The following is a 12,925-nucleotide window of genomic DNA, read 5'->3' on the forward strand; positions in this document are numbered from 1 at the left end:
CGTTAACATCATTCACACCAGCTGCGCAAGTGGTAATTTCGATCCACCAGTTGTCAAGGTTGCCAACATTGCCATTGAGGTTGTCATCGGTAACATTTAAGGTCCAGGTGCCATTAGGATTTTCGCCTTTGAAGATGCCTAATGCACCTTCAGGTATGAGTTGGGTTTCTACGACGTTATCGGTATAGACATTAGACACGCTGCCAGCTGATTTTGAGGCTTCATCGTACCACAGGGTGCCATTAAAGATATTGTCATTCACTCCACCTTGATCGGTGACTAATGTTGTTTTAGTTCCTACTGGTGAGGTGAGAAAGATATCGAGATCGGCAGAGGCAGTGTGAGGAATTTTGGTAAAGACTTTGACTTGGCTAATGCGATAGGGTTGATCGCTGACATTAATCGTGGGACTAATGGAAGCGTTATCGGGGATAGGGGTGGAAACAGTGTTGGTATAGCTGTGAGTTACACAGGTAGGTGTTCCTATATAAGTTGCAATATCAAGCTGAGCGGCGTTTAAAGAACCATCATCAAGAAAAAAGGTGTCGGTGATGGTTAGTGTCCAAGTACCATTAGGATTTTCGCCATCAAAAGCCGATAAAGCATCAACTGGTTGTAAAGAGGGTTGAAGAACCATGGGCATGTAAACTGCATCCTCGACATTGGTAGCTGCTTGGTCGTCCCACCATGTGCCGTTAAAAACGCCTGCATTACCACCCCCATAACCATTGCCAGCCGTACTGGAAGTGAAATGAACATGAGTGCCTTGAGGTGAGGTAAGATACATGTCGATATCGACAGGAAATTGATGGGTAATTTCCGTTCTCAAATTGACATCCCATACTTTGCCTACTGCATTGGAGATTTGCACGTTTACGTTAGTGGTTTGAAATAGAATGGCGATAGGCGCCGGATAGGTTGCCATATAGTGATTGGAAATCACATTGGCTGGTTCCGTTGGCACAATTTGAGCTTGAGTAAAAGAGTTTAGAGTTAATAAGCTGATACTAAAACAAAAAATCAGCCATAATTTTCTATTATTTTTTTTCATAGGTTTTCCTTATTTTGGATAAAGAAGTTTTAATACAATTTTGTATTATTAGTTCTTGAAAGTAGAAAATTAGCGAAAATGAATCGGAAGTCTAGCAAATAATTTTTTAATGGCTTGGTTTTGGGAACGATGCGCTGTTAGAGTGGCATCCTTGGTTACTACAAAAATGGTGTCCTTCACTCCGATTAATGCGATAAATTGAGAGGATTTATTAACAATAATATTATTATGACAATCGATAAGGGCGGCTTTACCGATTAGGATATTATTATTTTCATCGGGCTGAAAATAATGAACCAAAGCTTCCCACGATCCGACATCGTTCCAGTCAAATTCAGCGATGATAACTTTGACCGTTTTGACTTTTTCAGCTAGGGCGTAATCCAATGAAATTTTTTTGAGTTTGGGGAATTGGGTTCTGAGATAGGATTGGTAATGAGTGGTTGGAAAATTTTTTAAAAAATGTGCGAGGTCAGGAGCGTATTTTTGAGTTTCATGAAAAAAATAGTTAGCGTTCCAAAAGAAAATGCCAGCATTCCAAAAGTAATTTTTTTGTTTTAAAAATTTTTTAGCTGTTGCGAGATCAGGTTTTTCTAAGAATTGATTCACGTTATAAGGTAATCCTTTTTGAACTGATTTGGGTTGGGCATGAATTTTTAGATAACCGAATCCCGTTGCAGGAAAAGTAGGTGAAATGCCAATTGTGACTAGGGTTTCATTTTGGGCTGCTGTCGTGATGGCGCGTTGGAGGTTTTTTTGGAAGAGAGCGATTTTTTTAATGAGATGATCTGCGGGGAGAAGTCCAACGATAGCGTTCGGATTTTTTTTGCGTGCGATTGCCGTAGCGAGCGCCGCGGCAGGAGCGGTATCGCGTTTTTTAGGTTCTATAATGATTTGTTGGATGGGGAAATGGGGAAGTTTTTGGCGGATTAATTTTTTTTGTTGTGCGTTGGTCAAAATAAAAAGCTGGCGAGGGGGGACTAAGTTTTTTACGCGTTGAAGAGTTTCTTCGAGTAAAGTTTTTTTTGAGAAAAGGGTGAGTAAATGTTTCGGTTTTTTTGAGCGACTTAATGGCCAAAAGCGTTCCCCACTGCCTCCGGCAAGAATGAAGAGGAAGAGATTCGAATGTTTATAGGCCATGAAAGATTGTCTCAAAATTACGTAGAAAAATCGAGCGGTTAAATAATTCTTGCTCGCTAATTTTTCTATTTTTTCTATTTTCCTTGTTTTTCTTATGAGTCATCGTGCTTCAAATTGGATTTTGATAGGGCTGAGTGTGTTGAGTTTAGCCGCTTTTTTTCTGCCGTGGGTGAAGCTGAAACAGTCTTGGGATCCTGCTTTAGGTCGATTGGCGGACTCTTTGCAAGAAGAAACGGAGGCCAAGGTGGAATGGCAGGATTTTGTGGGGTTGGATGAATTTCAAAGGGAGGCACTTTTTCAAAATGGTTGGCAAAGTATTTCGGGTGGACAAATTTTTCATGATTTGCGACAAAGTTCGTCAACTGCGCCGCCGAGTCGTTATTTTGTGGATCAGATGATAGGAAAAGGCAATTTTCCTGAGAGAGCTTATTTTGTTGCGCTTTTTGCGATGTTGCCGGCTTTAATTGTTTTATTGATGATTGTCTTTTGGCGTCGTCCTCGCACTTTTGTGTATGCGGGTGTGGGAATGTTTTGTTTTTATTTATTGGTTCGTTGGAAAGTGGCGGTAACTGAAGGGGCGCGATTTGCTGTGGGAATGCAAGTGGGAGCGGGGTTTTGGCTGATTAGCTATTCTATTTTAGGAGTTGCTTTATTGCTTTGGGTGAGGGCAGCTTTTCCTAAGTCTAAGTTTTAAATTCTAAGTTTTACAAAAGGCGAAAAAAAACGGCCAAGTCATTTTCACTTGGCCGTTTGAACACTGAACTGATATCAAAAAGAAAACTAAACTTCTGATGAAGATTCAGCTGAAACGCTTTCGGAACGATTTTTGGCGCCGCTGATAACCAGACTTCGGCCCATTAATTCGTAGCCATGAAACTTGGTTTGAACAGCCTTAGCACCTTCGACGGTTTCCATTTCAACGAAGCCAAAACCTTTAGATCGATTGCTGCGTCGTTCACGAGCAACTTCCACATTGCGGATGGGCGCGACTTGCGAAAGCAGATCGAATAAATCGCTTTCTGCAACATCGTAACTTAAGTTGCCCAAATATAAGCGGTTGGATGTGACTTCGAGCAGATTAGCTGCTGAGGAAGGTTTCGGAGAAGCGCCGGCTTCGGAGGAACGTGGTGCGCGATCTCGGTAAGACGGTTTTCGTCTTTCACTGCCATATCGGTTGCTGCGATGTTCACTACGTCGAGGTTGAGAAGGATGGGTGTGACCATTACCCGATTCCTGCCCTCCAAAAAGTTTGCTGAAAAATTTCGCGATAGGATTTTTCTTTTTTGGAGAAGAAGTTTGAGAATGTTGTGGGCGACGCGAACGCGAGCGGCGTCGTGCTCCAGGACGATAGTCGGTAGACATAATTTTTTTTGTTCTTGGGAAAGTCATTTTTGGGGTCAACCAGGGAACAACGGGTTCGTGGCTGAAGTTTGCCTATAATCGAGTAGAGTTTTGTCAGGGACAAATTTTTGTCCTCAAACGATCGATTTCCTGTCAATGCAGGGTGCGAGAGATTTTGAGACAACATCTTTCTCGCCAAAAGGATAAGATCATATAGCCAGCAGAATATTCTGTTGGCATAGAAGTGATTAACCTTTTTTATTTCCATAAAAACTACTAGGAAGTCTTGTTATTGGGGTTTCATTTCCTAACCATATCAAGAAAGTAACTTCCTAAATTATAAACAAATCCTTCAAAAGAGCTTTCCAGATTTATTTTTGTTTCAAAGAATAATGTATAAGAAAAAAGCGGTGAAGGCAACTTTTTTATTTGGACGACTGGGAGCGAAGTTGGGCAATGACTTTTTTGAAACGAGGGATAATTTCGGAAATTTGGCTTTCCTCAGTCAATTTGCCAATGGAAAATCGAAGTGCCGCTTGGGCGAGTTGGGGTGGCACACCCATCGCTAAAAGGACGTAGGAAGGTTGCATGCTGCCGACCATGCAGGCCGAGCCGCTCGATAAGGCCAAGCCTTCCAGATCGCAAGCGATTAAAAGCTCTTCGCCTTTTACTTCTTCCACACTGACATTGAGCGTGTTGGCAATGCGGGCGATGGAATCTCCATTGCGATGAAGGCCGGTTACAGCTTGAGAAAGTTGCCCCCAAAAATTTTCGATCCATTGTTGTTGCCGGGGCATTTCAGAAGAGATTTGTTGAACGGCTTGTTGTGCAGCAACTGTTAATCCTACGATTGCGGCCACATTTTCGGTTCCGGGGCGACGCTGATTTTCTTGAGCGCCGCCAACCAGTGTGGGTGCGAGAGAGAGACCGCTTCTTAAAAAAAGTGCACCTACGCCTTTAGGGCCATAAAATTTATGGGCCGCCAAGGATAAGGCATCAACTGACCATGTTTTCACATTTACGGGTTCTTTTCCAAACGATTGGATAGCGTCTACATGAAATAAAATTTTTTGCTCCCGACACCAGTGTCCGATTTTTTCAACTGATTGACGTGTGCCCGTTTCATTATTGGCTGACATGAGCGAGATTAAAGTCGTTTCAGGTCGAATGGCTTGGCGCAGTTTTTCTTCGTCGACCAATCCCGAGGCGTCGACAGGCAGATAAGTAACTGTGAATCCATGCCTTTTTTCTAGTAATTGGCAGGCATGTAACACGGCGTGATGCTCGATTTGAGAGGTGATGATGTGTTTGCCGCGTTCGGCATTGGCAAGGGCGAGGCCCAGGATGGCAAGATTATTGGATTCTGTACCACTTCCGGTAAAAATAATTTCATGCGATTTTGCGCCTAAAATAGCGGCTAATTGATCGCGCGATTCATCCACGACAGCCCGTGCGAGACGACCTTCAGCATGAATACTGGAAGGGTTGCCGAATTTTTCTTTGAGATAAGGCAACATAGCCTCGAGCACTTTGGGATCGAGCGGAGTTGTGGCGTTATAATCAAGGTAGATGCGTTTCAATTGATTCAAACTAATGATGCTTAAGAGATGTTTAAATTTGAAAATCGTTGGAATTATGACGATCGCGTTTGGATCGAATATGGAGGCGTTGCCGTTCGAATTCGACTAGTGAATCGGGCGGCACAGAATGAGTTAGCCACACGTTTCCTGCTATGGTGCTGCGTGCGCCGATAACCGTGTTGCCGCCTAAGATGGTGGCATTGGGATAAATCGTGACATGATCTTCGATGCTGGGATGTCGTTTTTGTCCATGAAGTTTTTGACCGCCGGAAGTAGACATAGCACCCAACGTGACGCCGTGATAAATTTTAACATGATTTCCAATGACGCAGGTTTCTCCGATGACGACGCCTGTGCCATGATCGATAAAGAAATGTGTGCCGATTTTTGCCCCAGGATGGATATCGATTCCCGTGCGGGAATGTGCCCATTCGGTCATGATGCGCGGGATGAGAGCAATTTTTAAATTATAAAGCACATGCGCCATGCGTTGTACGGCAATGGCTTCTATAAAGGGGTAAGCGACGATGACTTCTTCATAACTTTGCGCAGCGGGGTCACCATCATAAGCGGCTTCGACATCTTTTTCCAAACAGGCACGAATTTGAGGAATATGGGTTAAAAATTCATGAGTTAATTCTGAGGCTAAGGAATCGAGTCGATCGACTTCCTCACTGGTACGAGGTTGATATTTTAAACTTTTTAGGATTTCTTGTTCGAGTAGTGATTTTAGGGTTTCCAATGATTTTTGAGAAAAAGTTTCCAATTCTTGTGAATGTAAAGCTTTGCTGTCAAAGAAACCAGGAAAGAGAAGTCGCAATAGATCGTGAGTGATTTGTGCAATACTTAATTTAGAAGGCAAATTGACCCCATCAATATGATTAATGCCGCCATGGTGGCGGTAAGAATCGAGTAACTCGTCAATCAAAGATTGGGGTGGTACTTTTAACATGCATTGAAGCTTAAAATAAAATATCCAAATGGGAAGTTTTTAGGTGAGCATTGCTTAATCCAATCCTAAAGCTACAATCTCATCGGAAGGAGTTGAATCGCAGCGAAGAGGTTTAACTAAATCAGTAGCAGGCTCAGGGTATTCATAGATTTCGCCCTTATAATTTTTTAAGAGCAAATTTTTTCCGTCGTGACCTAAAATATAATCTGGATTGAGCGGAATTTTTCCACCGCCACCGGGACCATCCACGACATATTGAGGAATAGCATAGCCCGTAGTATGGCCACGGAGTTCTTGCATGATTTCCAATCCGCGCCGAATGGTGGTGCGCAGATGGGCTGAGCCGCGAATGAGGTCGCATTGGTAAAGGTAGTAAGGTCGCACGCGACAGATTAATAGTTTTTGAAATAATTCCTTCAAAACGGGCGCGGAATCATTCACTCCTTTCAAAAGCACAGCCTGATTTCCTAAAGGAATTCCCGCATCGGCTAAAAGTTCTAAAGCAGCGCGACTTTCATGCGTCAATTCTTTGGGATGGTTAGTGTGAATGCTGATCCAAAGTGGATGATATTTTTTAAAAATCGCTACTAATTCGGGGGTGATGCGTTGCGGTAAAAAAATCGGAATGCGTGTGCCGATACGAATAAATTCCACGTGAGGAATAGCTCGAAGTTGGCCTAGCAATGCATCTAATTTGGAGTCCGATAATAATAAAGGATCACCTCCAGAAAGAAGCACATCGCGAATCTCAGGATGTTGAGCGATATAAGTGATGGCAGCTTGATGGTTGGTGTCCAGATGTTGTTCGCCCGCGCCACTTACGACGCGGCTTCGTGTGCAATAACGGCAGTATGAAGCGCAACGATCGGTTACTAAAAAAAGAACACGATCCGGGTAACGATGCACTAAACCGGGCGCGACCATGTCATGATCTTCACCACAAGGATCTGTTAAATCGCTGGCTTGGTAATCCATTTCTTCGATGCGTGGCACAACCTGTCGACGAATCGGACAACTAGGATCATTTACGTCGATGAGATTAAAAAAATAAGGGGTGATGCCCAGAGCTAGTTTGGTATTGGAAAACAGCACGCCTGCGCGCTCTTCTTGAGTAAGAGTCAAACGTTTTTCTAATTCTTCCATAGAAGCAATGCGATGTTTAAGTTGCCATCGCCAATCGTTCCAATCGACATCAGAAGCTTGTGACCATGTTTCGTGACTCACTTTATTAAAGTGTTTTGCTGTCCAGCGAAATGAAGTGTTCATTGATAAGTTATCTGTAGATTAAAATGATCTAACTTCTTGTCAAACTTTTCGCGGGTTTTGATGTCAATATGGGGCTTATAGGCTTAATAAACAATTGCTATTGAAATAAACTGTTAGTAAATTTAAGAAAAATATAAACTCATGCAACTCGAAGTAAGTAAAACAAGACAGCAGTTTCCTTTAAGCACCAAAAAAGTTTTGAAAAAAACTTTAGCTAACACGCTGTTGGTTACACTTCTGTTTCTAACAGTCTATTGTGTTATGGTAATTGGTCTGGTTTCACGTTATAAAATTAGTGAATGGTTAGTTTCATCTTCCCTATTTGTTTTCGGTTTTATCTTTTTCTTTATAGGTATCGTTTATTTTTATCAACGTTGGTATTACGCCGTTTACTTTTACGATTTAGCGGCAGACTATATCGTGATAAGAAAAGGGGCCATTACTCCTCAAGAAATTACTATCCCTTATGAACGGATCCAAGATGTGTATGTGGATCAAGACATTTTAGATAGAATTTTTGGTTTATATGATGTTCATTTATCCAGCGCAACAGTTTCTTCCGGAATAGCAGCGCATATTGATGGATTAGAAAAATCGGAGGCTGATGGATTAAAACATGCGTTGCTGAAAATAATCAATGAACGCATTAGCCGAAAGAGAGTGTCGACTTCGCTTTAATTCCTGAGTTGTAACCATGACCAATAACGGAATTTTAGATTTTATTAGGTTTGAGCTTGCTCAGGGTAAAAGCCGACAAGAAATCGTAGCTTCTTTTTTAAGGGCAGGTTGGCAGAGGAGTGATGTAGAGGAGGCTTTTGATTCCCTGACCGAGCGTGATGAGTCCCAAAAAGAAAAGTTATATTATTCAACAGAGGAGCCATTGCCTGTAGGAAGACTGGTTACTGAGAAGGATTATCCCATAACAATGTTGTGGCTTATCAAAGAGCCACTGATGTTGCTTATTGGAGGATTGGTTTTTAATTATAGTTTTTACTATGGTCCCCACTATTTGATTGTAGTGCCTTTTTATTTTATTATTAAAATGTTAGCCAAAGAAAACTTCTCTTATTCAATTGAAGCTAAATTTTTTGTCGTTAAAGAAGGCATTATTACCAAAAAACAGCGCAGTTTAGCTTACGGAATGATTCAAAATATTTTAATTAAACAAGATTGGTTTGATAGAATTTTTGGTCTAGCCACGCTTTGTATTGAAAATGCCTCACAAGGAGGAGCTAAAAGAAAAAATCGTCGAAAAAATGGTGCGTTGAGATCTTTGAGTAACAAAGTCAACATTCCAGGATTAAGAAAAAAAGATGCCGACGCCCTAAAACTTATTCTTATTCATAAAATAAAAGAAAATCCGATTGAAGATTTGGGGTTATAATTTTTTTATTCAGTAATGATGGTATTTTAGCGAAAAGGCTAAATTTAACTTGCCAAAATAACAAAAAGGGTATGATCGACCATGCCTCAGCGATCTTCTAAAAAGCGTGCTTTTCAACGTTTGAATCATCGTCGTTTTGACCAATTGCGTCCGGTTCGTTTTCAACTCGATGTGGCGCCGCATGCTTTGGGATCCGTGCTTTGTTCTTTCGGAAAAACTGAAGTGATTTGTGCAGTCACGGTAGAGGAATCAGTGCCGCGTTGGATGAAAGAACAGGGAGTTACCGGGGGATGGCTGACAGCGGAATATTCTATGCTGCCGTATTCCACGTTGGAGCGCAAACAACGTGATTCGAGTCGTGGCAAGATTGATGGTCGTAGTCAAGAAATTCAACGTTTGATTGGTCGTTCTTTGCGCGCCATTTTGGATTTGGAAAAATTGGGGCAGCGCTCACTTTGGGTCGATTGCGATGTGTTGCGAGCTGATGGGGGCACGCGCACAGCGAGCATCACGGGCGCTTATGTGGCTTTGGCGCTGGCTTGTCAAAAATTGCAAAAACAAAAGCTTTTAACCTCTTGGCCTTTGAAAGATTCTGTAGCGGCAATCAGTGTGGGGCTAGCGGGAGATCAACCTCTTTTGGATTTATGTTACGAGGAAGATAAAGATGCAGCTGTCGATATGAATGTGGTCATGACGGGTAGAGGTCGATTTATTGAAATTCAAGGCAATGGAGAGGAATCGACTTTTTCAGAAAAACATCTTCAAGAACTTTTGAAATTGGCCAAAAAAGGCATTCAACAGCTCATTAAAAATCAAAAAAAAATATTGAAATAAATATTAGAAGTTTGCATCGAAGTCGACTTCGGGATAAATTCTAATATGTCGCAATTTCCCATGAAACTTTTCATCCGTTCTTGGTGCGGGTGGTGTCAAGAAGCTATGCAATGGCTGGATTCTCATGGATTTAGGTATGAAAAGGTGGATATTGGCTTGCATCCCAACGCTCGAGATGAGATGATACAAATTTCACATCAACCGCGCGTGCCCACTTTGGTGGTCGAGGAGAAGGTTTTAGCGGATTTTGATATAAAACAGTTGGAAACGTTTTTGAAACAATTGAAATTATGGAAAGGATCATGAGTCTGATAGCTGAAAATTTTAATGAGATGTGGCCAAAATGGGGTTATTTACTGGCCTTGGCTTTGCTTTTGGTAAGCGCTGGTTTTAGTCAATTGACTTGGCGCGGTGGGCGGCGTGTCTCCTTTTTTCTTTTCCCAATCGCTTTAGGCGTTGGTTTGGCCTGGTGGGCAAAAATCTGGGTAGCAGGCTTAATTTTTGCTTTAACTTGGATGATTTTTCCTTTTGTGCAGATGCTCATTTTGACACGACGCCATCGCGTGAAACGTCATCGCACTTTGGAGAGTTTGATGACTGTGCGAAGCGAATTTGAAGCCTTTCGCGAAACGGCTTATGCTTGGGAGCAACTGGGTTTTGAAAATATCGAAGATTGTGAGTTAAAACCAAGCGATCCTCGACAAGTTTTTCGTTTCCTTGTTTCCAAAGATCGACGATTTTTTGTCGTAGTAGGATTGATCGGACAAGAGCAATGGTCTTTTATTTACTCGGCGATTTCATGTTGGTCGAAAGACAATGAAATGCATTGGATGACTTGGAACTATCCTTTGCCTTATGGCTTACAATTATCACCCGAGCTTCGTTTGTGGCGATGCACGACAGCACGCACTCCAGAATTACTTTTAGAACAACATTTGGAGTTTTTACGATTAAACCAAGTTGAAGCGCGTGTTCGGCCTGAATTGGAAAACGCGGAAGAAGCGCGACGCGTTTGGTCCAGTTGGTTTGAACGCCAAATGGATTACAATCTTCGCCATGGGTGGTTGCGTCTCACTAAAGAAAAAGGTCTCGTGCGTTATTCCTGGCGAGGCACTTTAGGTGCGTTGGGCCAAATTTTTCGAGTTTTGTTGAGTTGAGTCAAATTTTGTTATAAGAACTTAATAATTTAAATGCATTTAAGGAGAAAATCTTCCGTGCTGAGTGCCGTAATTGTACATTTGTTGCTCTTGAGTTTGTGTGAAGCGTTTATCGCCACCAAAGCCTTGGCTTGTTGAAGGTTTATCAACCATAACATTTTTATTAGTGGCATGACCTAGGTCCAAAGTATGACCGATTTCATGGGCTAGGGCGTAAGGTAGATCGCTTTTTGCATCTATTACAATGATACCTTGCTCTTTCAATCCGATACCGTCGGCTTTTTCTCCAGCCATTGTTGTTGGTAAATTAAAGTCAGAAACATAGAAAACTTGTAATCTTTGAGAATCGAAAGGAGTGCCTAACTGGTTGTCAAGCCACTGAATTTCGGTGGGACTTTGAACGCCGTTACCTAAGTTAATTTCTTGGCCGGAAGATAGCTTTGTTTTTGGAGGGGGATCGACAACTTGAATATTAGGAATGATTTCAATGCCAAGTTGAGCAAATCTTTCCTGCGTTCTTTTAATTTCCTCTTGAAGCTTATTGTTACTAATAACTGGATTACCTCCTGGTTTGTCTCTTAAGACCACAATATCAATCGGTAGCTGTTGTTGAACTGGCACTTGCGCTATAGCACATAAGTTTGAAGAAGGATATTCTACTTCTACTCGATCACCTAGTCCCACTTGAAAGGTTCGGTCTCCCAGATGATTATCCTTTACTTTATCAACCCTTTTCTTGTCATCCCATCGGTCGGAAACAAGAAGTAAGGAATCAGAAATAAAAGTGCCTGAGCCCGGCGGTGATTCTTTTAATTTAACTTCAACGTTTGACTCTTTGTTTTGTCCACTGGCATTGACCGTAGAAAGTTTAACTGAAACTTGCCCTTTTCCTGTTAGGGCTTCATCCTGTAAACGAACATAAAATCGATCTTGATCGAGATCAGGATTTAATTTTTTACCTAAAAAAGTATTTTTTATGGCACCTTCCATTTTGCCCACTCGAAGATCTGAAACAGGTTGTTGGGTATGGTCTAAGATTTCCAGTTTTGGAGGGGTTTGGTAAGGAGCTAGTAATTCGCTCAATCGACTTCCTCGAATTTGATCGGGAGTGGACGAATTTTCCATTTACTGATAGTAAACTAAGTTAGTAAAAAAAAATCAAATTAAAAAAAGAAAAGAAATTTTAACTAAACTACCTAATTTGTTCATTCACTTTAAGAATTCGAAGTTGTAAAATTTTTTTTTAATTTATAGACTTAAGGATAAGCGCTCGTGGCTCAATGGATAGAGCATCTGACTTCGGATCAGAGGGTTGGGGGTTCGAGTCCCTCCGGGCGCGGCTATTTTGGGTAATGATTGTTTGCGCTTAACTGTTAAGATTTAGAAAAATAGGACAAATTTTTTTTGATAGATTTAAGGTAATGCCCAATTTGTTTTTACGTTTTCATAAACCGGACGCGGTAAAAGCACAAAAAGAGGTTTTAAACCAGGATTTACCCATTGGATGAGTTCTGATAATTTTTCTCGCGACATAGTTGTGCAACCGGAGGTGGGTTTATTGCCGTTTTCTCGCCAGATATGAAAAAAGATGGCGCTGCCAAAACCCGGTTTGATGTTGAGATTGGCGTTGTGTGCGATGAAAAGTTTTAAACTATGAGCGTCGTCATTCATACGCATTTGTTGTTTATTTTCCCAAGCAGTTAAAGGTCGTTTTTCCTTCAATCGAACATGCTTATTATAGTAGGGTGAGGTAGGATCATCGATCCATAAATCGCGTTCATCGATAGGAATGTAGCGCAGATTAGGGTTGTGCGGAACGGTTCTTGCATAGCCATAAGCATCGCCGAGTTCGAATACGCCGCAAGGAGCGCGATTATCCATCTCTCTTTTTATAAGACCAGGCAAATTTTCAGGATGTAAGCCACGTCCCCACGCCAAACCGGATTTTCCTAAACGTCCTTGCCAGGGTGTGCCAACCATTTGCCACGAAGAATCGTTTTTTTCAAAGCGATATAATTTTACATAAGAGCTGTTCCAATCATCCGCTAACCCTAAAATAATTTGTTGCGAAGCCAAAGGAATCACAAAATTATCCGCCCAGGAATTGATCGATAAGAAACTGATGAAAAAAATAATAAAATAACGCATGATGATTGATGATAACTTAATATTTTGAATTTAAAATTTTAAATTGATTCAAAATTTTTTAGGGTAAGCGCT

At 41.5% G+C, this 12,925-nt stretch carries 14 protein-coding genes and 1 tRNA gene; 7 read left to right on the forward strand and 8 right to left on the reverse strand.

Annotated elements, in window-relative coordinates:
• Together K1X66_02470 and K1X66_02475 are read right to left on the reverse strand one after the other, a co-directional pair.
• On the reverse strand, positions 1 to 1,051 hold a 1,051-nt coding region (locus tag K1X66_02470; protein ID MBX7157240.1), incomplete at its 3' end, for a proprotein convertase P-domain-containing protein.
• A gap of 69 nt (positions 1,052 to 1,120) precedes the next feature.
• The gene (locus K1X66_02475; protein MBX7157241.1) at positions 1,121 to 2,191 is read right to left on the reverse strand and encodes an NTP transferase domain-containing protein; all 1,071 of its coding nucleotides are present in this window, start codon (positions 2,189 to 2,191) and stop codon (positions 1,121 to 1,123) included.
• A 94-nt stretch (positions 2,192 to 2,285) separates the two neighbouring features.
• On the opposite strand from K1X66_02475, the gene K1X66_02480 reads away from it, so the two are divergent.
• A complete protein-coding gene (locus K1X66_02480; protein ID MBX7157242.1) occupies positions 2,286 to 2,885 on the forward strand; it encodes a hypothetical protein in 600 nt (199 codons plus the stop codon).
• A gap of 86 nt (positions 2,886 to 2,971) precedes the next feature.
• On the opposite strand, the gene K1X66_02485 is transcribed toward K1X66_02480, so the two are convergent.
• The 4 genes from K1X66_02485 to K1X66_02500 all read right to left on the reverse strand — a co-directional run bounded on the left by K1X66_02485 (position 2,972) and on the right by K1X66_02500 (position 7,330).
• On the reverse strand, positions 2,972 to 3,553 hold the full coding sequence (locus tag K1X66_02485) for an RNA-binding protein (GenBank protein MBX7157243.1): 582 nt from the start codon (positions 3,551 to 3,553) through the stop codon (positions 2,972 to 2,974).
• A gap of 404 nt (positions 3,554 to 3,957) precedes the next feature.
• A complete protein-coding gene (locus tag K1X66_02490; GenBank protein MBX7157244.1) occupies positions 3,958 to 5,112 on the reverse strand; it encodes a cysteine desulfurase in 1,155 nt (384 codons plus the stop codon).
• 31 nt (positions 5,113 to 5,143) lie between these two features.
• Positions 5,144 to 6,064, reverse strand: a complete 921-nt coding sequence (locus tag K1X66_02495; protein ID MBX7157245.1) for a serine O-acetyltransferase — start codon at positions 6,062 to 6,064, stop codon at positions 5,144 to 5,146.
• 54 nt (positions 6,065 to 6,118) lie between these two features.
• Positions 6,119 to 7,330, reverse strand: coding sequence for a KamA family radical SAM protein (locus K1X66_02500; GenBank protein MBX7157246.1), 1,212 nt, complete (start codon positions 7,328 to 7,330; stop codon positions 6,119 to 6,121).
• A gap of 141 nt (positions 7,331 to 7,471) precedes the next feature.
• Between K1X66_02500 and K1X66_02505 the strand changes: the two genes are divergently transcribed.
• The 5 genes from K1X66_02505 to K1X66_02525 all read left to right on the forward strand — a co-directional run bounded on the left by K1X66_02505 (position 7,472) and on the right by K1X66_02525 (position 10,705).
• Positions 7,472 to 8,008, forward strand: coding sequence for a PH domain-containing protein (locus K1X66_02505; protein MBX7157247.1), 537 nt, complete (start codon positions 7,472 to 7,474; stop codon positions 8,006 to 8,008).
• Positions 8,009 to 8,024: 16 nt separating this feature from the next.
• Entirely contained in the window at positions 8,025 to 8,714 is a 690-nt protein-coding gene (locus K1X66_02510) for a PH domain-containing protein (GenBank protein MBX7157248.1), read from the forward strand.
• An 81-nt stretch (positions 8,715 to 8,795) separates the two neighbouring features.
• On the forward strand, positions 8,796 to 9,548 hold the full coding sequence (gene rph, locus K1X66_02515; GenBank protein ID MBX7157249.1) for a ribonuclease PH: 753 nt from the start codon (positions 8,796 to 8,798) through the stop codon (positions 9,546 to 9,548).
• Positions 9,549 to 9,593: 45 nt separating this feature from the next.
• Positions 9,594 to 9,854, forward strand: coding sequence for a glutaredoxin family protein (locus K1X66_02520; GenBank protein MBX7157250.1), 261 nt, complete (start codon positions 9,594 to 9,596; stop codon positions 9,852 to 9,854).
• Positions 9,851 to 10,705: a hypothetical protein gene (locus K1X66_02525; GenBank protein MBX7157251.1), complete on the forward strand. Its 855-nt coding sequence runs from the start codon at positions 9,851 to 9,853 to the stop codon at positions 10,703 to 10,705. The genes K1X66_02520 and K1X66_02525 overlap by 4 nt, the downstream gene beginning before the upstream one ends.
• A 39-nt stretch (positions 10,706 to 10,744) precedes the next feature.
• Here the strand turns inward: K1X66_02525 and K1X66_02530 are convergent, their stop codons facing one another.
• A complete protein-coding gene (locus tag K1X66_02530) occupies positions 10,745 to 11,788 on the reverse strand; it encodes a hypothetical protein (protein ID MBX7157252.1) in 1,044 nt (347 codons plus the stop codon).
• Between the two features lie 183 nt (positions 11,789 to 11,971).
• Here K1X66_02530 and K1X66_02535 point away from each other — a divergent pair.
• Positions 11,972 to 12,044 (forward strand) — tRNA-Arg (locus tag K1X66_02535).
• A gap of 74 nt (positions 12,045 to 12,118) precedes the next feature.
• Here K1X66_02535 and K1X66_02540 read toward each other — a convergent pair.
• A complete protein-coding gene (locus K1X66_02540; protein ID MBX7157253.1) occupies positions 12,119 to 12,853 on the reverse strand; it encodes a L,D-transpeptidase family protein in 735 nt (244 codons plus the stop codon).
• Positions 12,854 to 12,925: the final 72 nt, after the last annotated feature.

The sequence above is a fragment of the Verrucomicrobiia bacterium genome (genome assembly GCA_019694135.1).
GTDB lineage: Bacteria > Verrucomicrobiota > Verrucomicrobiia > JADLBR01 > JAIBCM01 > JAIBCM01.